The following is a 22,566-nucleotide window of genomic DNA, read 5'->3' on the forward strand; positions in this document are numbered from 1 at the left end:
TTCGGGATACTTACATTAATTAGTGCCTGTCCATAAAGTACCATTTGCTGTGTTCCGCTCACCGCCAAAATACTCATTTACGAAAAGTAAACTGCGTTTTTGGCGGCTTCGCAAGCCTTTCAACTGGCACTTTCTGAACAGACACACAGATTGTGAAAATTTTTGCGAGTTTATTGACAAGCATTAATTAACATTTGTTAATAATGCTCAAATATAGACAATCTGAATGAAGTAAAGGAAAGATGCCAACAAATTTTTCCACTGAAACAACCCAATGCCTGCATGACAAAAACAAAAAATTTTACAGGAACTTCAACCTCTCACAAAAACATAAGCCCGATAACCAAATATAGCAATCACAACAAAACTGATCATCGGCAAAACAAATGAAGCATTAACAGCGGGTAAAAAACCAACCCTCCCCATATCAATAATGGCCCCTTGCAACGGCGGCATGAGTGCTCCTCCTACAATGGCCATCACCAGTCCTGCTGCTCCCAAAGTAGCGTCCCTGCCAACACCTTTAAGGGAAATACCATATATTGTGGGAAACATAAGAGACATAAATCCCGATGTAGCTATCAGACAATACAAGCCGCCCATTCCCTGAATGAGAATGACGCCAAGTGTTGTAGCGATTCCTCCGAAAGCAAAATAGATAAGCAATCGACGGGAATCGACATACTTCATCAGAAAAGTGCTGATAAAACGGCTGGTCAAAAACAACGACATTGCCCCGATATTATAAAGCTGGGCAGTGGCTTTATCGATACCAAGGTTTTCGGCGTAATGAATAATAAAAGTCCAGCACATGATCTGGGCAGCCACATAAAAAACCTGGGCCACAACACCCTCTCTGTAAACTTTATTCTTTATCAGTCGCCAAAATGAATCACGAAAATGAACTCTTTCGCTATGCTCGGTGCGAGGCATTTTGGTCAGTGCAATAACAATCAGAATAGCAACAACTACCAGGCCCAAAAACAAATAAGGATCGCGGATGACCATCAGATCGTGGGCTCTTATTGACGCTCTTGTCGCCTCATCCAGAGTGGGAAAAACCAATTGGCCGGCAGCATCCCGATTCTCCGACTCAAGCGCAGCAAGAATGACTCGTGAAGCCACAAACATTCCCAATAAAGACCCCATAGGATTAAAAGCCTGGGAAAGATTCAGACGGCGGGTAGCTGTTTCCTCGTCGCCCAAAGAAAGGATATAAGGATTGGCAGTTGTTTCAAGAAAAGCTAAACCGAAAGTCATGATATAAAGTGCTACCAGAAAAAACCCAAACACCTGATATTGAGCTGCCGGCCAGAACAGGAACGTACCTACTGCGTAAAGAACCAATCCTAACATTATGGCTTTCTTGTATGTGTAGCGTTGAACAAACAGTGCTGCCGGGATTGCCATTGTCGCATAACCACCATAGAATGCAAACTGAATTAAAGAAGCCTTTGCATTGGAAATTTCCATGACAGTTCTGAAAGCTGCAACCATGGGGTTGGTAATGTCATTGGCGAATCCCCACAGCGCAAATAAAATGGTTATGATGATAAATGGAATTAAATATTTCTTTGGTACAAGTGTAGATTTTGCAGACATAGCAGGATGGTTATTGATTAACTGGTGTTACTCCCTTTTTTAACAGAACATTCCCATATTTCGCAGTTTCGCCCGTCATCACAACAGCAAAGGCGGATTTCGTCCGTTCATAAAACGCAAAACGATCGATACGCTGGACAGAAGTAACTTCAGGCGCTTCTTTCTTTATTTTTTCCAGATATGATCGCTCCACATCCGGATTTAGAGAGTCTCCTTTCACCGGAGCCATCATAACCACGGGACTGGAAACATAGGTATCCAGTTCAAATAATGGCATAATGGCCTCCAAAAGCTCCGGAATGCGCAAACCATCTGCCCTAAGCACATTGTCATTCATGCTGTGTCCAGGGAAATGCGCATCGGCCAAAACAATCTCATCGCCATGTCCCATCGATGCAAGAACTTTCAGCAATTCAGGACTAATAAGTGGAGATATTCCTTTTAACATTGATGTTTGTTTTTTAGAGTAATTAGTGTCTGTTCATAAAGTGCCATTTACTGTGTTACCCTCGTCCGATAATTACTCATTTACGATAAGTAAACTCCGTATTTTCGGACAACGCAAGCCTTGTAAATGACACTTTCTGAACAGACACACATATTGTGAAAATTTTTGCGAGTTTATAGACACGCACTAATTATGGTCAACAACAAATTGTTAGATTTTCAGATATAATATGTGAGATGATTAATCGGTGTAAAAAAAATTTTTAGGTCGGATAGAACTCGCATGCAAGCATGTATACATATTCTTATTGTGGTAAACCTATCTATGTTCATTTCATCTTACATCTTATATCAAAAAATCTAATGATCTATTATGGTAAGCCTTGCCATGCTCGTTTCAAAAATATAAATAAAAACGAACAACACTGACTAAAAAGTCTGTTTTCATTCGCACTCGGTAATAAAGTTTAGGAAGTACTCAACTTTTCCTTCAGGCAGATGTACTCATGATAAAGCCTATTATAAATTTTCGTGTTGACTGAAGGCTCAATTACCTGTGGATGATAAGGGATTCTTTCGCGTGCTTCGCATACATTTGAATAACAACCGGCACCGGTAAAAACAAAGAGCGCTGCCCCGAGAACGGTTGTCTCCTTCTGATCTATCAGGGCAACAGGAACATTGCAAACATCAGCGCGCAGCTGGTTCCACAACCTGTTTTTAGAACCACCCCCAACACAAAAGATCTGCTCCGCACGAAATCTTCCTGCGGTTTGAAGCTTTTCCAGTCCTTCACGTAAGCGAAAAGCCAGACTCTCAAGAACAGCGCGTGCCAGCTGCCCTCTGGTTGTGTGAATAGTTAAACCATAGATGCATCCTCCTTTCACGGCCCCGTCTTTGAAAAAAGAAGGGTCAATGGTCAGACCGTGTTCTCCGGGGCCCACCATTTCCGCCTCGCTAATTAAAGTTTCGTACAACATATCTCCATTAAGCCCTGGATATAAATGCCTGGTAAACCATTCAAGCACACCGGAGCCCATCCAGTTTTGGCCGATGGTAAAAATTCCCGGCTCGGCATCCGCCTCTGTGGTAATACCTTCTTTAATCTCGACGGGAGAAGCAGTAAAATGATCGCTGCGAACCATTAAAATTTCCCAGGTACCTGAACTGAGAACCGGTTGATTCAGATCGGCACCACTTCCAAAAATGGCAAACTGGGTATCATGCCCGGTCAAGAATAACGGAGTTCCTTCAGGCAGCCCGGTGAGATTAGCCGCACTCCCGGATATTTTTCCAACCTTGTCACCAGGTTCGCCTATTTTCCCAAATAAAGACGGGGACAAGCCTAATGATGAAATTATCTCTTCAGAAAAACCTCTCGATTGCAAATCGGCCATCATTGAAGTTCCCATCATGGTGGCATCGTTAATTTTGCAACCACCCAGTTTTAGAAGAAATAAAGATGGCATAAACAAAAAATGTTCGGCTTTATCTAATACATCAGGACGGTTTTCTTTAAACCAAAGTACTTTATTGATGGTATTAAAGGCATAAGGAAACACGCCACTAATTTCATAAAGCCGTTCCAGTGGAAAATATTTATTAATAGACTGCATTATTGGCTGTGTACGCGGACATTGCCACGAAATTACCGGATATAGCATTTCACCGCTCTTACTAATAAACGTCCCGTCGACACCAAAAGTGGTAACAGTTACTCCCACGACCCTGTTCTCATCTATCTGCGACAAAACCTTCCGGGACAAATCACAAAACTTAACCCATAATTCCTCCACGTCCCAAATTTTGCCGCCCGGGTAAAAAGGATCTTCACTGATGCTGTTCGAAACAGCCTCGGATGCTTCAATTTCTCCCTTTGTGTTAATGGCAATCACTCTCAGGTTGATGGCACCACAATCGAAAACAATGGCTAAATCATATTCCTTCATCAATATAAATTTGTTATATTCACGGGTTTATTTTTGTAAAATGCCTATTTCCAATTAGATACGAATCATCTTATATCTTAAATCTAATATTCTAACGGTCTATTAAACAGACACACATACTGTGTGTGAAAATTTTTTGTTGAGCTTATAGACACGCACTAATTATTTGAAGAAGTTTAACAGAGTGTTGTTACCCGTCTCTCATAAAAATACTTTACGTCTTTGTGTCTCAGCGTTATATCATCTTTCTCCTTTACCCATAAAGCGCTCCGTAATTAGCACAAGCCCGGTAGTCTGCCCCCTCTTTCCCCTCGCCAAACGAGGCCCAGGCACTTGGACGGAACACTTCATCATCATCTACATTATGCATAGAAACCGGTATGCGCAACATAGAAGCCAATGTTATCAAATCGGCCCCGATATGGCCGTAACTAATAGCTCCGTGATTGGCGCCCCAGTTGGCCATTACCGAGTAAACATCCTTAAATGCACCAACACCTGAAATACGCGGGACGAACCAGGTGGTTGGCCAGGTAGGATTGGTTCGTTTGTCAAGTACCGAATGAATCTCTTCGGGTAGATCCACAGTCCAGCCTTCGGCAATTTGCAAAACAGGTCCAAGGCCTTTCACCAGGTTGATCCGGCTCATTGTCACCGGCATTTCTCCAGATGTCTTGAACTGAGATGAAAAGCCACCACCCCTGAAATATTCTCTGTCGGCCTGAGGCCAGGCGGTATTTTTCAAACAGCGATCAACCTCTTCCTGAGTTATTTCCCAGAAAGGTTTCATAACCGGATTCCCTGCTGCATCACGCTGTTGTGCCGTAGCATCAAGTGTAGTAGACCCGGAGTTAAGCAGGTGGATGATTCCGCCGGAAGCCTTTCCTGTCAGCTCTTTCCCCGTCACACGTTTTACAGACTCAGGGCTCCAATAGGTTCTTACATCAGAAAAAAGCTGAGCAGTTTTTGAGATCAAATGTCCGAAAAGCATAGACGCGCCATTCAGGCTATCATTTTCAGTAGCCAAAATGAAGGCTTCGCGTATTCCGTTCCAGTCAAATGAAGAATTCAGAATGGCCTCGGAAAAATCGCCATTGGGTTGAAAGTCGGTCCACTGGCGTTGTCCCTGGAAGCCGCCCAATATAGCATTTCGCCCCAACCCTTCTTCTCGAAACCCCTTTTCTATCAGTTTCTGATTTCCAATCATCATATCCCGAATGATGATGGTCATCTTCACAACCGTTTCCCACTCCTGCTTCTTCCTGGCTGCATCCCGCTGGTTGTGAGGTTTATTCGGATCATCCCCTTCCTTGCAGTTTTTTTCGGACCAGGCAAGGGCCTTTTCAAACTCTTCCTTATCGAAGATTTCTTCTTCTATGCGGCGCAAAATTTCGGTAGAATCAACGAACTCAGTACGAATTCCAAGATAGTCCTGAAAAAAATGCTGATCCACCATCGACCCCACAATTCCCATAGAACTGTAACCAATAGAGAGATACGATTTTCCTTTCATCTGGGCAACGGCCAGACCAGCATTTACAAACCTCAATATTTTTTTCTTTACATCATCGGGGATGCTCATATCATCAGCATCCTGAACATGGCGTCCGTAAATGCCAAAAGCAGGCAAGCCCTTTTGTGTATATCCGGCCAGGGCCGCAGCAAGATATACCGCCCCTGGCCTTTCAGTACCGTTAAATCCCCATAAGGCTTTGGGAATTAAAGGATCGGTATCCATCACTTCTGTTCCGTAACACCAACAGGGCGTCACTGTCAGGGATACACCCACACCTTCGCTCCTGAACTTGTCAGCACACATGGCAGCTTCGGCTACACCCCCTATAGTTGAATCGGCAATAACACATTCCACCTTTTTCCCATTGGCAAACCGGATGTTTTCTTCTATAAGCTTTGCCGCAGCTTTAGCTAATCTCATTACCTGTGATTCAAGCGACTCGCGAACGCCTCTTTCACGTCCGTCTATGACGGGCCGTATTCCTACTTTTGGCATTTTGCCGATTAATCTGTTAGCCATATTAAATAGATTGTTAGATGTTAGATTATTAAATATTTGGATTTAGATGACTGACTCTATACTGTATTAATTTCCCAACGGGTGAAGATCGAAAGTCACTCAAAATTTGATATTAATTCTATTTTGTAAACTCTTAGTTTTTGTCACATTTTCAACTACTGACAAAATCATCGGTCTATTACGTACTTACAAAAGTGAGAAAATCAACCCCGCTAACAAATGTTTAGATTTTATATTTTTGTATCTGTTTTAAACCTATTAACATCAGGGACAGTCAAAGATGAAAAAGCAAATGACAGATACTTTCTACAAAATACCGGATAAGGGCGACCCGTCAGATGTTCTTCAACTGTTCCCGCGTTACCATTTGCAACTGCTTTGTTGTCGCTACTGGTGGTTAAAAAAATGGGAGTTTAAAGAACTGGCTTTTCCATACTGGCGTATTTATCATAACACCATCAATGGTGCAGAAGTTATTTATGACAACAAGTCTTATTCTCTTTCACCGGACAAAATAATTCTTATTCCGCCTAATACTTCATTCGAAACGAAACTGACCGGCAAAATAACCGGACAAAAAGAATATGAGTTGGAAGGCGGACGAGTTGAAAGCCACACCGACAAAGATGAGATACAAAAATCGGGAGGAGTTCTACACCTTTTTATACACTTCAACCTTGGTATGCCCTACGATAATGTATCACCCGGCATTTTTGTTTTTGACCTGACGAAACATCTTGAAAAGAAAATCTCGAGTATCATAAAACATTTAAGTGTAGATTACAGCCGGTTCAATTTCTATTCCGCTCTCTCTATCCAATCGTTAATCGGGGATTTACTGGCAGATGTTCCTGAATCGAGGTGGGATTTGATGTCAAATGATTTCAGGATACTTGAAGTACTTGGATTTATTGAAAAAAACCTTAACAAGAACCTCAACAATGATGTTCTTGCTCAAAAAGCCAACATGGCGACCAACTCATTTACACGCCTGTTTACAAGAGAGACTGGTGTTTCGCCCCAAAAGTATGTAAAAAGAAAACGTATCGACTATGCCTGCGTTCTACTGCATCACTCCAACAGATCAATTGAGCAGGTTGCCCTGAAAACAGGATTTGCCGATCGCTTTCATTTCTCCAGAATATTCAAGGAGATTACGAATGTTTCACCGGCCCGCTACCGTAAGGAGTTTGGGTTGACACATTCAAGACATTAACCTAACGGTCTATTGCAAAGAATTATTTTTCGTAAAATCAACGATCTCTTTAAGACACCCGAACGCCAGGCCTATTACTGTATCCGCAGCGCCATAATATACAGCCACTTTTTCACCGTCGCATAGTGCAGCGCAGGGAAAAATGACATTAGGCACATCCCCTGTTAATTCATAAGTTTCATTAGGCGCCAACAAATAAGGCCGGGTGCGGTAAAGAACTTTTGAAGGATTTTTCTCATTGAGTATAGCAGCGCCCATGGAATAACGAAAGCCTCTGCAGGTGTTGATCACACCATGATAAAATATCAGCCAGCCCTCTTTGATACGAATAGGCGCAGACCCGGCTCCAATTTTCGTACATTGCCATGCACTTTCTTCGAAGTCAGCAACTTTCATCACACAGCGGTGTTCTCCCCAGTATTTCATATCCGGACTGTAACTGATGTAAATATCTCCAAAAGGCGTATGTCCGTTATCACTTGGCCGGCTCAACATAGCATATTTCCCGTCAAACTTTTCAGGGAAAAGAACACCATTTCGATTAAAAGGCAAAAAGGCATTCTCGCACTGGTAAAAATCTGCAAAATCAAAAGTATAAGCAATCCCGATGGTAGGCCCGTGATACCCATTGCACCATGTTATCCAGTAACGATCTTCGATAAAAACCACACGGGGATCGTATTTATAGTCCGATTCGATCATATCTGTATTGCCGGGTTTCATCTCAATTGGTTCGTGATTAATGTCCCAATTGATACCGTCTTTACTGAATCCGGCATAAATATTCATCTGAACAGCTTTGTTGTCGGAGCGGAAGACACCTGCATAACCATCGCCGAAAGGCACCACGGCACTGTTAAATATGCTGTTGGAAGAGGGGATATCATACCTTCCGACAATGGGATTCCTGGAATATCGCCACATTACGTCATGCAAGCCCTGGGGACGGTCTTCCCATGGAATTGGATTATTTTTTATTCATTCGTGCAAAATTTATTTTTTCTCGCTCTTAACCACATAAGCCGCTAACAAAAGATATAGCATTCCGGCCAGAATAACCAGCATTCCGCCTGTTTGTCCGATGGCATCGGAGGCCAGCCCCATTAATGGAGGCAGAACTGCACCACCCGATACGCCCATGATCATCAAACCCGATATCTCATTTCCTCGCTCCGGACGCTTTTGCAGGGCCATTGAAAAAATAATAGAAAAAATATTGGCAATGGCGAAACCAATGATGGCCACCATTATCAAAACAAGCACAGTACTTTGGCCGAACAACATTATTACCATTGCTGCAATCGCTGATAGCATGCTTATTCTGAAGAAACCGGTGGCCGACATCTTTGCAAGTAAAATGGCACCCGTCAGTGCACCTGCCGTTCGGGCGGCAAAGTACAGACTCGTTCCCAAACCGGCCTGTTCAAGGGGCAAACCTGCCCGCTCCATCAGAAATTTCGGTGTTGCCGTATTCATACCGACATCGACACCTACAACAAACAAAATACCCAGGAAAAGCAATAAAATGGTTTTATCTTTCAACAAACCAAAAGCTTCTCCAAACGAGGTGGTTTGCTCAACGCGCTCATCCCTGGGGATAGGAATCAGCCACAGCCAGAGACCCGATAAAAGTGTGATTCCCGCAAATACCGGAAACAACATCTTCCAGTTGCCCAGAGTGGCTGCTGCAAAGCCGGCTATAATCGGGCCCAGAAACGAAGCTATGGCCTTGATGAACTGACCCAGTGTAAGCCGGCTGGTCAACTGTTCCTTACTGACAACATTCGACACAAGCGGATTGAGCGAAACCTGCAGAATGGTGTTCCCGATACCAAGCAAGGCAAAGGCAAAAAGTGCCATTCCATAGCTGTAAGCTATTAAAGGCACCAGCATTGCTATAAAGGTAATGACCATGCTCAGCAAAACGGTATTCTTACGGCCAAGCTTATTCATTAACAGTCCCGTAGGCACCGAAAAAACAAAAAACCAGAGAAACACCATCATCGGTAACAGATTTGCCACCGAATCGCTTAAATTAAAGTCTTTCTGGACATAACTGGTCGATATGCCTACCACATCGACGAAGCCCATAACGAAGAATCCGAATAGTACGGGCAGTAGTTTTGATAAGGATGTGTTTGTATTCATAAAATACTAATTAGTTCTCGTCTATAAACTCTCAATAATTTTTACAATATGTGTGTCTGTTCAGATAGTGCCGGTTGCAAGCGTAACACGACAAATGGCACATCATGGACAGTAGACAGGCACAAATTAGTGCCTGTCTATAAAGTAGGAAAAGCTTCCTGTTTATCATGTGTCTGTTCAGAAAGTGTCATTTACAAGGCTTGCGAAGTTCGAAAATACAGAATTTACTCATCGTAAATGAGTAATTTTCGGACGAGCGTAACACAGTAAATGGCACTTTATGGACAGACACTAATTAAAGCTTGCATCAGACTCTGCAACAGCAATCTTCGAATCAGCAGTTCCGTAATAGAGCAACCATTTCCCATTGAAGCGGGCCAATCCTTCCACAAAGCATACATTATCAACCTGACCGGTTATCTCAAAAGGCTGATCGGGAGAGATAAACCATTGATCAGTACGATGCAAAACCTTCGTCGGATCGCCTTTATCCAAAATTATCTGCCCCGCTGCATAAGTGCCGTCTGCAAGATTTTTATCTCCAAAAGAAGGACTGTTCTTGCTGTTGTAAATCAGAAGTATTCCCTGGTCTGTAATTACAGCAGGAGGTCCGGGCTCAACCAACTCGCTGTCGAACATCCCTTTGCGTGTAGAAAACACTATCTTGAAAGGCACGGTATAATTACGCATGGTATCGAGTTCCGTCTTTTCGGGGTCTGTTTCTATTAACGGCTGCCAATCGATAAGATTATCCGAAGTAGCAAGGTAAATATTAGACTCACCCCAGTACATCCAGTATTTTCCATTAATCTTCTCCGCAATCATTCGTCCATTCTCTTCACGGCAAACCACAGAACCGGCTTTTGACCACATGTCAACAAAATCGCCACCTTCGGCATTTTTAAAAACAGAGCCATGTTTTTCCCAGCGCCTTAAATCTTTCGATGTCGCAACAAAAAGACGGGCTTTATCGCCATCGTAAGCGGTATACATCATATAATAAGTTCCGTTTTCATCCTCAACCAAACGCGGATCTTCACACCCACCTTCCCATTCATATCTTTTGAACTCGTCATTATCGGGGTAAAGAACAGGTTCAGGCTTCTTGCGGAATTTGTATCCATCCAAACTATAAGCCAAACCAATACGTGATGTACCGTTGTATTTCCCAATGCTGTCTTCGGCTCGATACAGTAAAAATACAGTATCTCCTTTTACGGCACTTGCAGGATTAAAGACATCCTTTTCTTCCCAATTGACCACCGCTTCCCTTATGGGGCAGAAGAACTCCAGACTATCTGAAGGAAGCAGACATGGATTAATCTCCACATTCTTGGTAAATGGCTCCAGAAACTTTGCTTCTTCCTGCTTCTTCGACAGCTGACATGCAGCCAGTATTAAAATCAAACTCAGGCTCAAAGATAAAAATATATTCTTCATTGGTTTTATATTTTATTTGTTAAAATAAAAAGTAAATAGTTTGTTAATAAGCACCCAAACTCAGATAACATATTATCAGGCTTTCAATTTTGAATCAATTCATTATCACAGTAGATGGTTAGATTATTAGATTTAAGATACAAGATGATTCGTATCTCGTTGAAAATATGCATTTTATAAAAATAAACTCCTTGAATCTAACCAGTTGAATCTAAATTGTTTACAAAAGCTAAACGGACTATTGTTATTAGCTTTATTTATAATCAGGATCCATATCGGGAGTCCTCAATCCGGCCATTTCGTTGGCCTGAAGTATAAAGACGTTCCAGCACAACCCGCGTGTTGAAGGCCACCACTCCTGAAAGTTAAGCCAACGCGTTGGGATAAACTCTTTACTAAACGGCCAATGAGGATTCAAATACATTTCGGCCCAGATACGGTTCTCCATTCGTTTTTTTGCGTTCTTCCAACCATGCTTAAGACCTGTAACATATGCGCAATATTCTGCTCTGAACCAACTTCCCCCATTGTAGTACCAGCCATCATTTCTGCCGTCACTGTAATCAGATTAATAACTCTGAAGGGATGCTTTCTTTGTATTAATGCACCCCTTCATTGTTATCTCACTTATTCTTTCGTCCGGCTCCTGTTCTTAGAGGGAGCGAAAGTATATTAATAACCTTCATTCTGAACGATACTTCCTCCGGACTTATCAACCTCCCTTTGCGGTATCGGATAGAGGTAATGAATATCCTGGAAACCATAGTCGCTTAAAACATCACCGGCCAGTCCCCAGCGTTTAAGATCGCGGAAGCGATGAGACTCAAAGCCCAGTTCTACCCTACGTTCGTGAACCAACCAATCCTTTATCACGGAAACATCCGTTTCGTTTACATCTCTGTCAGGCAATGTTCCTTCAGGCGGATAAGTTCCGTCAGCAGTTATGGAAGTTCTTGCCCTTTCACGAATAGTATTGATCAGTCCTATAGCGCCTTCAGTATCTCCGGTATTCAGTAGCGCTTCGGCCTTCCACAGAAGAACATCGGCCCAACGGATGTAAATTTTGTTACTTGGAGAATCATCGTCTCCCTTAAAATCACCGTCTAATGTTCCCAAAATTTTATTCACATTCTTTGATTCAACATTCACTGTATAGAATAACCTTGGATCGTTTTCTTCGAATTCTTCAAGGAAGTCATCCTCCGGAGCTACGAATCCCCATCCCAACAGAGCACACAACCCGTTTCCTTTGCGGGGTACCTTTGATGACTCGTGATCATAGCAAAATATCACCTCATCTTCCTGAAACTCGCTCTCAACATCGAAACTGTCAAAATAATTGTCGTTCAAATCATAATAACCCAGGCTTTCAAGATCATTAACCAGAGTAATTACCTCCTGCCAGTTTTCATTAAAGAGAGCAACTTTAGCCTGAAGTGCTATTACAGCACCCCTGGAAGCTCTCCATTTCTCTTCTGCACTTGAGTACTTTGAATCGGGAAGCAGATTCCGGGCATTGCTCAAATCGGAACCGATTTGCTGCCAAACCTTTTCTGTATCAGTCCTGACCGCTACCTCATAGGCCTCATTAAATGAAGTCAATGGTTTCAATATAAGCGGCACGTCACCAAAATTTGTCACCAGGTCGAAATAATAGAATGCCCTCAGGAAATAAGCTTCACCCAAAAGACGATCTTGAAGTGCGGGATCAAAATTCAATTTATCCATCATGGCTTCATCAGTCAGATAATCAATGGCCGTGTTTGTCCTTGAAATACCCTCGTAGTCATACGACCACTGACCATTAAAGCCGCCATTGGAAGCAATGAAACTGAAATTATTGAGTTCATCCATCCATGCCTGGTCACCATCGGGATTCCACTTTTTCTGCATATCATCCGATGCAATATCCTGCAGTATAAAATCATTTCGTGTAACCGTACCGTCATCCCATGCCCATTCTCCAATAATATTAAGGGTACTCGAGAGCAGCTGGTAGGAAGAGGTAACCGAATACTGCACGGTGGTCTTAGTGGGTTCCATATCTACCTGCTCAGGCGTTAAAAGCCCGATAGGTTCCTCTGTCAGATAATCTTCGCAACCGGCGAAAATCAAAATTCCAACAGCAAACAATAATATATTTCGATATAACTTCATAATGCTCAATTTTTTGGATTGTTTAAAAAACCAGGTTTACACCGCCAATGAACGAACGTGCCTGCGGATAAGTCCCCATATCGATCAAATCGGTTGATTCCGGATCAAGTCCGGTATAATCGGTAATGGTAAAAACATTTTGTGCCGATATATAAAACCTTACGTTCTTCAGCCCAATTTGTGGCGGTCCGTCAAAAGTATACCCCAACTCAATGTTTTTCAACCGAAAGTAAGATGCATCTTCAACAAAAATACTGGACACCTTACTGCTCCCGTTATCGGTAAAACTAACCCGGGGGACGGTATTGGTAGACCCTTCTCCATCCCATGCATTCAGCACATTAGTTGTGTAGTTGAAAGGACGGGTGTCATAATCAACAATCTTCTTGGAATCGTTGTAACGGTCAACCTGACCTACCCCCTGAAAGAAGATGGAGAGATCGAAACCTTTGTACGAGCCGGAAAGATTAATACCGTAAAGAAGGCCGGGATTTGGATCGCCAATAAAATCCCGGTCGTTGTCATCAATTTTCCCGTCATCATTCAAATCTTTAAACTTAATGTCGCCAGGCACCACTGAGGGATTTGTTGTTCCATGAAGATGTTGGCTGATTTCACTTTCATTCTGATAAATACCATCAAAAACATACCCATAGTAAGCATTAAGCGGATGTCCCGGCTCGGTACGCGTTACCTGTCCCACAATACCTGGCAGATTGGGATGTAATTTTTCAACCTGGTTTTTCACGGTGGCCAGGTTTGCGTTGATATTATATTTAAGGGCATGTTCTCTGTTACGGAAAGTTACCCCGAATTCCCATCCTTTATTGCTCACTTCTCCTGCATTAACAATGGTCGGCTGAACATCGCCCACAATACTTGGTAAACTGATGGGCAGCAAAATATCGGTGGTATTTTTGCGGAAATAATCAACAATCAAATATAGCTTGTTATTAAAGAATCCGGCATCCAACCCATAATTGTATTGGGTGGTTGTCTCCCATTTCAGATCGGGGTTCCCGTAGCGTGAAATCAAATACTTATCCCCTTCTTTCTCAATCAAAGTAAGGTAAGCATAGTTATCAATCTCCTGATTCCCAAGCTGTCCTATACTTGCGCGTAATTTCAGATCGGACAACCATTCAAACTGATCCATGAAAGCCTCTTCAGACAATTTCCATCCCAGCGAAACCGAAGGAAAATAACCCCACTGATTGTCCTCGGCAAACCGTGAAGAGGCATCCGCCCTTAAATTTGCTGTCAGCATGTATTTCATGTCATATACATAGGTTGCTGATGCGAAATAGGACATCAATGCCCATTCGGATCCGCTGCCTCCGTTCCACAAGTCCTGCTCGGTACTACCGAAGTCTATGTAACGGAATTTCTCTGTATCGTATTCATACCTTCGTCGTGAAGCACTGATGCCTGATTCATAATTAGTGATGAACTCACTTCCTATCAAAGCATTGATCGAGTGCTCATTAATGGCCTTTTCATAATTAAATATGTTATTCCACGTAAAAGTAAAGGCTTCACTTCGATCTTCGTCCAGACCGTTGGGACGGTTTTGCCGTCCAAGTCCCTGGTCGACTGCAGCGCCTCCGCCATCATCGTCCCCAAAGTTCGGATAAAATGCTTTATTGTGACGGAAATTAAGATCAATACCAACATTGGTGCGGAAAGTCAACTCTTTTTCAGGAAGAAAAGATACTTCTCCATAAAGGTTACCGAATGTTTTGAAATGCGAACGTTCGTCATCGGTAAAGTAAGCCAAAGCAACCGGGTTTTGCGTCCATTCATATTTATCGCTTTCCCAGCCGCCTTCATCACGGTTGTTGTGTTTATAGAAAGGCAGGTCTGTAAAAGGATCCCTTTCGGTATAAGTGGGATCATCAGGGCTCTTAAAGACAGGGATAATCGGCGGACGAAGCAAAGCATGGCGAATAATACCCGGAGTATCACCCTTTGACGATAATTTGTCCTGAATGGCATACGACAGCTGCATATTGGTACCAATTTTAATCCTGTTTGTCAGATCGTTATTAATATTAGCCCGAAAATTAAAGCGCTGATATTTGTCGTTGTCGTAAACCACAATACCATCCTGGTCGTAATATCCGACTGACAACAAATATTGTAATTTTTCGCTGCCACCACTGGCAGTCATCTGCACATTTTGAGAGTATCCCGGCTCAAAGACTTCATCGAGCCAATCGGTGTCGGCAAAATCTTCCCTTCCTTTGTCAGCAGTATATGGATTTGTACCTGAATAACCGGCATTATCCCAGGCCTGTTCAACCACGTTCATATACTGCTCTGCGTTAAGCATGTCGGGCAAATTTGTCGCGTGCTGAACACCCCTGTAGTAGTTGATATCGAACTTAGTAGCATCCGCCGACCCGCTCTTTGTTGTTATGATAATAACCCCTGCCGAAGCTCGCGAACCATAAATGGCTGCTGCAGAAGCATCTTTAAGAACCGTCATGGATTCGATATCGGCAGGATTTAAAAATGTAAGTTCCCGGGTAGGAACACCATCAACAACATACAAAGGATTATTATTCCCGATGGTTCCCTCACCACGAATTCGTACATTTATTTCATCACCGGGAGCTCCAGTGCTCTGAGTAACCTGAACACCTGCTACTTGTCCCTGAAGAGCCTGGCTTAGTTCAGCCACGCGTCTTTTTTCCATATCACCGACATTAACAGGCGAAACTGCTCCGGTTAAGGTTGATTTTTTCTGGACAGAATAACCCACAACAACTACTTCATCAAGTCCCACGAGGTCTTCCATCATGGTAACATCGATTTGCGTTCTTTCGCCTATGGTTACTTCCTGTGTTTTCATCCCAACGAAAGAGAACAACAACACATTGGCTTCATCGGAAATTGTAAGCGTATAATTTCCATCGATATCGGTTATGGTTCCCTGCGTCGTTCCTTTAACCGACACCGTCACTCCGGGTATTGGTTCTCCCTGTTGATCGGTCACTTTGCCGGTGATGCTTTTCCCGGATTGCTGGAAGACTTCTGAAGATGCATTTTCTCCCGACAAAATAATTTGATTGTCGACTACCTTGTAGGTGATATCGCGTCCTGCAAAAAGATAATCAAGAACTTTAAAAATATTCTCGTCCGTAAATTTCACCGAAGCATTAAAGTCGATGTCAACCAGTTTTTCGTTGTAGAGAAAATAAAACCGGCTTTGGTTCTCAATTTCATCAAGCACTCTTTCGGCTTTGACATTTTCAAGGTCGATGGTGAGTTTTTTGATCTGCGCGTAGGAATTGGCTGCAAATATCTGCGACACTCCTACAAACATTAAAAATAATGTGATTCGCATGATACGAAGGGTTTTAGAGAAGACACTTCTGTCTCCTACTCCTGTCTTAGGAATTTTTTTCATAGCTTTGTAATGATTTTAAGTCCAACATTTAGGGGAGGGGGAAGTTGCCGCTTCCTTGTCCCCTTCTTTCTTAGAAAAGTTTTCTTACTGTAATGATCCTTTTAACTGCTGTTAAAATTTAATGTCTTACTCATTTCTGTGTATTTTATTGATGACGAATAATCACTTTCTTCCTGGAAAAGTTGCCCGAACTATCCTGCTGATTATCTATTATTTCGTATTCAATTGGCGAGGTCATTTTCAGCAAACGTAATACATCTTCCAATTTTTCATTCTCAAAAGTAGCCCGGAAGGTGTAATCAAACAGGGTACTGTCTTCCACTACCACATCTACATTGAACCAGCGTGACAATTCTCTCGCCATCCGGGTCATATCTTCGCCTCTTAACATCAGTTTTCCATCGATCCAGGCTGAATATGTTTCCGGGTCTACTCTTCTTCGGACTAGTTTTCGTTCATTATTATTGAAAAGCAGTAATTCACCGGGGTTCATTTCAAAGGTTTGCTCACAATTGTCGGGTATCAATTCCACTTTGCCCTCTTCCAGCACAACTTCCACAATTTCCTCATCAGGCCACATCTCAACATTAAAACGGGTGCCGAGAACTTTCACCTCAGTTTTATTTCCGCGAACGGTAAAAGGATTCAGAGAATCACTTTTCACATCGAGAAAAGCTTCTCCCCGGACATTGATGGTTCGTTCGTCAAAAGGAATTGAATAGGTTAATGCAGAACCACTGTTCAACCAGATGACGGTGCCATCGGGTAATTGGGTTTTCACACGGGAGCCCATAGGAGCGGTTACCTCAACCAAAGAAGGCCCGGCAACCTGCTCATGACTGAAAAAGAACAATATAGCGCCTATAGTAAGCAAAGGCAATAGTAAAACAGCGGCCACACGACTGTACCAGTTCAATACTTTTTTGAGTTTGTTTTTACGGGATTCTTTTCCCTTTTCAGAGTTAATGAGAAAATGAATTTTGTAGAGAACAGGTGTAAGATTTTTATTTGATTCATCCTGCGAAACAGAATTCCAGTCTTCCCACATCCGTCGTTTCAGACTGAGTTCATTAGCCTCCCCCCGAAACAGGCCGGCAAATTTCTTTTCTGCCGACCGCCCCCCTTTTTCGTTCAAATAATCTTCAAATATTTTTTGTTGTTCTTTATTCATCAGTATAAAATTAGTCTAAGTTATTGGTCTGATCGAACTCGCATGCAAGAACTTATACATGTTTTTCTTGTGGCAAGCTTTGCCCAGCCAGTTTCATCTTTTATCTAAAAATCTAACGATTTGTTAATAGTAATACCCTTCAAATTGAAAAATCTCCCGGAAAAATTTACATTTTTTCCCAGTCGTCGATAATTTTTTTGAATTCCAAACCGTCTAAACCACAAACAAAACTACCACAAACAACTGATCAACAGGAATGAAGGATTTACAAAAAATATATCTCAGCTGATAGGAACTGGGAAAAGAGGACTGTCTGAAAAGACTCCAGAGACAGTTGGACGAGTACCAAAGAGTTGGAACAGAGTCTCGTAGAGTAGAAATAAGTCACTTGAGACACCCTCGTATACAGCTGTTTAAAATAAAAAGAGCACCGATGCTGAAGGTGTCGAATACTTTTTAAATGCTTTTTTTTGATAATCCAATGATCTCCTCTGCTTGCCGGGCAGAAAGTTTTGTATCCTCATATAATTTAGCTGCAACAATCATAGAAAAATCGTAATCTGGCAAGGTGTTTTTCTCTTTCCAAAGCAGGTAGCATACCACCATCGTAGTACCACGCCCCCGATAAAAAAATATCCTCTATCATGCGAAAGAGTAAATCTTCTCCTGAATAAAGCAGGCTAAGCTACTGAATAATTAACCAGTAAAAAAGCCATAATAACGGGCCCGAATCTTTTAAACGATCTCTTAAAAAGCCGATCACTTCAGATATTTGATTGTCAACAGTTTTAGGACTTACACCAACAATATCGGCAATTTCTTTGGCCGATTTACCCTCAAACCGGCTTAAGTGAAAAATTTTCTTTTTTTTATCGGGCAGTTTTTCCAGTAGTGCTTCAATTTGTTCGAGCACCGAACGATAGGTAATTGCTGTTTCAGTAGAATTATCGGATGGCATTAGCTCCAGATGTTCATCCACATCAAGGAAGACAGCTTTATACCTGAAATAATCCCTGATCTGGTTAAACGCGACAGTAAAAAGATAAGAATGAAAGTTCTCTTCCTCCTTTATTTTTTCACGATTCCGCCAGATTTTCAGAAAAACATCCTGCACCAGTTCTTCCGCATCGGTTTCGGACTTGAGATATTTTATTCCAAACCCGTATAATCGCGACGAATAGCTATCAAAAAGTTGATTGAAAGCATGAATATTACCTTCTTTGAGTTGTTTAACGAAAGCTTGTTCCTTAATCATGCATCCCTGAATTTAGGAGTGCAAAAATGTAAATTTTATTTAAGGAATGCAAAAGTGAAAATTACTCTGCATCTTTAACGCATCTGAACCCCAAATGCAACATTCCCGAGTCGGGTGAAGATTTCATTCTGGCCGAAGCTCTGTATCCGGCACAATAAGAATCGTTACATAAAAATGATCCTCCCCTGATCGCTTTTTTGGGAACACCGGGTTCCATTGGATCATAAGAAACTTCAGGGCCTGCAGGATTATAGGCCACTCCCTCTCCGGCAAGTGCTCTATAGTAATCGGGATGATACCAGTCGGCCGTCCACTCCCAAACGTTACCGGCCATATCATAGAGACCATAACCATTGGGAGGAAAAGATCCTACGGGCGCAGAACCTTCAAACCCGTCTTCCACAACATTTTTATAGGGGAAATTACCCTGCCAGAAATTGGCTTTCCCGGGACCAACAGGTTCATTTCCCCAGGGATATGTGTAATTATCGTGACCTCCACGGGCAGCATATTCCCACTCTGCTTCGGTAGGAAGCCGCTTCCCGGCCCAACGGGCATAAGCCTGAGCATCGTACCATGAAATATGAATTACAGGATGATCATCAAGACCGTCAATTGAGCTCTCCGGACCAAAGGGATGCCGCCAATCGGCACCTGGAACCCATTGCCACCATGATTGATAGTTTTGCAGGGACACTTGTCTCCCGGGAGATTTAAAAACAAGAGAGGCAGGCACCAAAACCGAGTCCGGAGGCTCAGGCGTTCCCTCAGGCAGCTGCTTTTTCAGTTCTTCCCAGTCGGGTTTCCGCTCGGCGGTGGTTACATACCCCGTAGCGTCCACAAATTCTCTGAATTGTGCATTCGTGACAGGATGCCGGTCCATATAAAAAGAATCAACACGGACGTGGTGAACAGGAAACTCGTCAGGTTTTGAAAATTTCTTTTCCCTGGCGCCCATCTCAAAAACGCCACCGGGAATTAATACCATGTCGTTCTGTTTCTCTTCAGGATAGTTGTTGCGATTTTGAGAGTCGGCATTCTGAAATGAATTGTAACGCCCTATCTGGCTTTCGGGCATACAACAATCCGTTTTTTTTGTAGATTCCTCCTTTGTCTGACAGCCCGAAAACAAAACTGTTAATACCGGTAAAATGAAAGCAGATTTCTTCATCAAAACAACTTTTAAGTGCATGCCGCATAAAGCAACCAATCCTCAAAACCCCGCTCAATACTTCTGGCATTCAACGGGGTTTTATCTCAACAATGGCAACAAATGAAAAGTTTAATCCGGATAAAGAAATCCTGAATCAATTCATTAGTATAAAATTTGATTTTTAAGACCTAATAGAACTCACATGCAAGAACTTATACACCTTCTTATTGTGGTAAACCTTGCATGCTCGTTTCAATCCGGTTATCGTATCAAACTCAGCCTGTCACACCAAATCATTCACGCGTATTAATCACAACTCCGTGCGATTTAAGCTTTTCAACAGCCTCCTCTGGCAATGTCCAGTCGTTATTAAAATAGCCTTCAACAATCACATTCTGATTGCTTCTATCGAATAAAAGGAAATCTTTCATCCCTTTTAATGCCTGTGCGCCTCTGGCACCTCCAAAACGGCTTCCATGCAATGGCTGTTGATCCTTATCGTCCGGAACAAATGTCCAAAACGGCAAACCGGAAGAGACAACCACCAGATTTCCATTATGAGGATAACAATAAACAAGTCCAAGGCTATCTGTTGTATTTTCGAGATGCATCGGAAGTTTATCACCGATTTCTGCAATAACAGAATTGGTCTCCTTTGTTCCAAAAAGTAACATATTGGAATGATACCTGTCGAAATGAGTAACCTGACGGTCTGCTATTACTCTTGGATTAACCGTACTGTTTTGCTCAAAGTAACCGCCAAAAGAGACAGAGAAATCGGCAGCTTGCCTGGCAACACTTTTACGCCGGTTGATTTCGTCGGGTACATCGGCATTTTGGGTTCCAAACACGTATACATGACGGCAGGTCAACACTTCATACACAGGACCTTCAAGACCGGTCTTTTTGGCCATAACAGGAGCAATATAGCGGCCGGTCACCCATTTCCCGCCTTCTTTATGAAACGAATGATTAAATCGGGGCAAACTATTGATTTCCTGTCCGTCAACAATAACCTTAAGCAATTTTGAAGATTCAAATTGCGGATGATCTTTCAGGTTCAGAGAAAATGCTTCCAGATTATCGGTTTCAACATTAACCTGGTTTTCACCGGTAAATTCAGCATCTATTCTGGCTAAAGTCCCCGGTGTTAATTTTTCAATGGTCACCCAGTAAGCTCCGGGATATTTATACCACTTGGTAGCAAAACGTACTCTCTGGGGATATGGATTTCGTTCAATACCATCGAACCATTTAAAAATGTTTCCTTCGGCATAAGCGTTAGCCCAAGAATCGTGTTGAACTTCAGGATATTCATAATACTCAACCATCGTTCCAACACTCCTGAGTTCTTCGACGATCCGCCGGGTTCCTTCAGGCTTTACTACCGGATCGGCACCTCCCTGATGGATGGCCATGGGCAAATTCAAAGCATTCTCCAGGAAGTCGAACGCCTCTGCAGGAGGGGCAGGACAAACCGGCACTATTGCTGCAAACAGGTCGGGGCGCGACAACCCGATAAAAAAGGTTCCGCCGCCTCCCATCGAAAGACCGGTCAGATAAATCCGATCCTCATCAATCTTAAAATCTTTTCTGCATTTCTCAATTACCTGCATTACATCATTCTCGGGGATGCCAACATACCCCATTGTACCTCTGGCATAAGGTGCCACAACAATGTACTCCACATCCTCCCAGGGTGGAAAATAACGGGAAGCTTCGGCATCGCTCTCTCCCGGTAAATTGGTTTTTCCAAAAACTCGCTTCAGGGCCAGCCGGTGGTTCGACATGGCTCCATGAAGCATTACCACCAACGGATAAGTTTTATCGGGATTGAAGTTATCGGGAAGGTAGAGCGCATAAGGTTGTTCCGAATCATCGATTTCAGAATAAAAAGTTTCAACCTGGGGACCAGGCTGAAAATACTGGGCAGAAATACCATTTAAGAAAAAAACAAACAGAAAAGCTGAAAAAGATATACGACCTAAAGACATACGCTACATTTTTGAAGTTATATATTTTCAAAAGTAATCAAAGTTTTGAGGAAATTCCGGAAAAAGAGGGTGACTAATTCAACTCTTCTATTAAACTACATGTCAACCATAGCATAGGAGCCTGTCCATGAAAATCGCCGGTAATACGAGGACGTTCCAGGTAATAATTTATGTCGTCACTCTTGCCGGTTCCCACACAAACATCAATTATTTTACAATCAACTTCTTAAAAACAACATCCTCTTCCACTCTCAAACGCATAAAATAAACTCCGGGACTGAAATCTCCAACAAAAACCTTTGCTTCAGTACTATTAATTTCCTGCTCCAAAACAATGGTTCCACTCATATCTGTGATAGTGACCGAACCTCTGTTAACAGGTATTTTCAGGTTAACCCAATCATTAGAAGGGACAGGAAAGTTCCAATTAAGGCTTTCAGAATTTCTGAATAATTTATTTAGCGGAGCGAGGTGGCCGCCTGGCGCCGCCGCTTTGTTCCACAAAGAATCCGTCACTTCCGGTCAACAAAAACCCCCCATTCGAGATAACGAACAGCGGGCTTTCTGACACTCAATGATTTTTTTTT

16 protein-coding genes are annotated in these 22,566 nt (G+C 42.6%); 1 reads left to right on the plus strand and 15 read right to left on the minus strand.

Features of this window, described 5'->3' with window-relative positions:
• Positions 1 to 312: 312 nt before the first annotated feature.
• From fucP to OQ5_RS0109290, 4 genes are all read right to left on the minus strand, one after another.
• Positions 313 to 1,602 (minus strand): L-fucose:H+ symporter permease, encoded by a 1,290-nt coding sequence (gene fucP / locus OQ5_RS0109275; RefSeq protein ID WP_016777224.1) that lies wholly within the window; start codon positions 1,600 to 1,602, stop codon positions 313 to 315.
• A gap of 10 nt (positions 1,603 to 1,612) precedes the next feature.
• A complete protein-coding gene (gene fucU, locus OQ5_RS0109280) occupies positions 1,613 to 2,050 on the minus strand; it encodes an L-fucose mutarotase (protein WP_016777225.1) in 438 nt (145 codons plus the stop codon).
• A gap of 466 nt (positions 2,051 to 2,516) precedes the next feature.
• Positions 2,517 to 3,998 carry an L-fuculokinase gene (gene fucK / locus OQ5_RS0109285; protein ID WP_016777226.1) on the minus strand — a complete coding sequence of 494 codons (1,482 nt, stop codon included), beginning with the start codon at positions 3,996 to 3,998 and terminating at the stop codon, positions 2,517 to 2,519.
• Positions 3,999 to 4,251: 253 nt separating this feature from the next.
• Positions 4,252 to 6,033 carry an L-fucose isomerase gene (locus OQ5_RS0109290; protein ID WP_016777227.1) on the minus strand — a complete coding sequence of 594 codons (1,782 nt, stop codon included), beginning with the start codon at positions 6,031 to 6,033 and terminating at the stop codon, positions 4,252 to 4,254.
• A gap of 292 nt (positions 6,034 to 6,325) precedes the next feature.
• Here OQ5_RS0109290 and OQ5_RS0109295 point away from each other — a divergent pair, with 292 nt between their 5' ends.
• Positions 6,326 to 7,249, plus strand: a complete 924-nt coding sequence (locus OQ5_RS0109295) for a helix-turn-helix domain-containing protein (protein WP_026055202.1) — start codon at positions 6,326 to 6,328, stop codon at positions 7,247 to 7,249.
• 9 nt (positions 7,250 to 7,258) lie between these two features.
• Here the strand turns inward: OQ5_RS0109295 and OQ5_RS0109300 are convergent, their stop codons facing one another.
• From OQ5_RS0109300 to OQ5_RS0109355, 11 genes are all read right to left on the minus strand, one after another.
• A complete protein-coding gene (locus OQ5_RS0109300) occupies positions 7,259 to 8,227 on the minus strand; it encodes a glycoside hydrolase family 130 protein (protein WP_026055203.1) in 969 nt (322 codons plus the stop codon).
• A gap of 15 nt (positions 8,228 to 8,242) precedes the next feature.
• The gene (locus tag OQ5_RS0109305; protein WP_026055204.1) at positions 8,243 to 9,397 is read right to left on the minus strand and encodes an MFS transporter; all 1,155 of its coding nucleotides are present in this window, start codon (positions 9,395 to 9,397) and stop codon (positions 8,243 to 8,245) included.
• 291 nt (positions 9,398 to 9,688) lie between these two features.
• Positions 9,689 to 10,837 carry a glycoside hydrolase family 130 protein gene (locus OQ5_RS0109310; protein WP_016777231.1) on the minus strand — a complete coding sequence of 383 codons (1,149 nt, stop codon included), beginning with the start codon at positions 10,835 to 10,837 and terminating at the stop codon, positions 9,689 to 9,691.
• Between the two features lie 253 nt (positions 10,838 to 11,090).
• Entirely contained in the window at positions 11,091 to 11,285 is a 195-nt protein-coding gene (locus OQ5_RS23825) for a hypothetical protein (protein ID WP_016777232.1), read from the minus strand.
• Positions 11,286 to 11,509: 224 nt separating this feature from the next.
• Positions 11,510 to 12,994: a RagB/SusD family nutrient uptake outer membrane protein gene (locus OQ5_RS0109320; protein ID WP_016777233.1), complete on the minus strand. Its 1,485-nt coding sequence runs from the start codon at positions 12,992 to 12,994 to the stop codon at positions 11,510 to 11,512.
• A gap of 22 nt (positions 12,995 to 13,016) precedes the next feature.
• Complete coding sequence (locus tag OQ5_RS0109325; protein ID WP_026055205.1) at positions 13,017 to 16,406, minus strand: TonB-dependent receptor; 3,390 nt, start codon at positions 16,404 to 16,406, stop codon at positions 13,017 to 13,019.
• Between the two features lie 145 nt (positions 16,407 to 16,551).
• On the minus strand, positions 16,552 to 17,577 hold the full coding sequence (locus tag OQ5_RS0109330; RefSeq protein WP_016777235.1) for a FecR family protein: 1,026 nt from the start codon (positions 17,575 to 17,577) through the stop codon (positions 16,552 to 16,554).
• A gap of 685 nt (positions 17,578 to 18,262) precedes the next feature.
• Entirely contained in the window at positions 18,263 to 18,832 is a 570-nt protein-coding gene (locus tag OQ5_RS0109340) for an RNA polymerase sigma factor (protein ID WP_016777237.1), read from the minus strand.
• Positions 18,833 to 18,893: 61 nt separating this feature from the next.
• A complete protein-coding gene (locus OQ5_RS0109345; RefSeq protein WP_016777238.1) occupies positions 18,894 to 20,003 on the minus strand; it encodes a formylglycine-generating enzyme family protein in 1,110 nt (369 codons plus the stop codon).
• Between the two features lie 275 nt (positions 20,004 to 20,278).
• The gene (locus tag OQ5_RS0109350) at positions 20,279 to 21,979 is read right to left on the minus strand and encodes a prolyl oligopeptidase family serine peptidase (protein ID WP_016777240.1); all 1,701 of its coding nucleotides are present in this window, start codon (positions 21,977 to 21,979) and stop codon (positions 20,279 to 20,281) included.
• A 207-nt stretch (positions 21,980 to 22,186) separates the two neighbouring features.
• Positions 22,187 to 22,495, minus strand: coding sequence for a T9SS type A sorting domain-containing protein (locus tag OQ5_RS0109355; RefSeq protein ID WP_082179566.1), 309 nt, complete (start codon positions 22,493 to 22,495; stop codon positions 22,187 to 22,189).
• Positions 22,496 to 22,566: the final 71 nt, after the last annotated feature.

The sequence above is a fragment of the Anaerophaga thermohalophila str. Valhall genome (assembly GCF_000250735.1).
Classification (GTDB): domain Bacteria; phylum Bacteroidota; class Bacteroidia; order Bacteroidales; family Marinilabiliaceae; genus Anaerophaga; species Anaerophaga thermohalophila_A.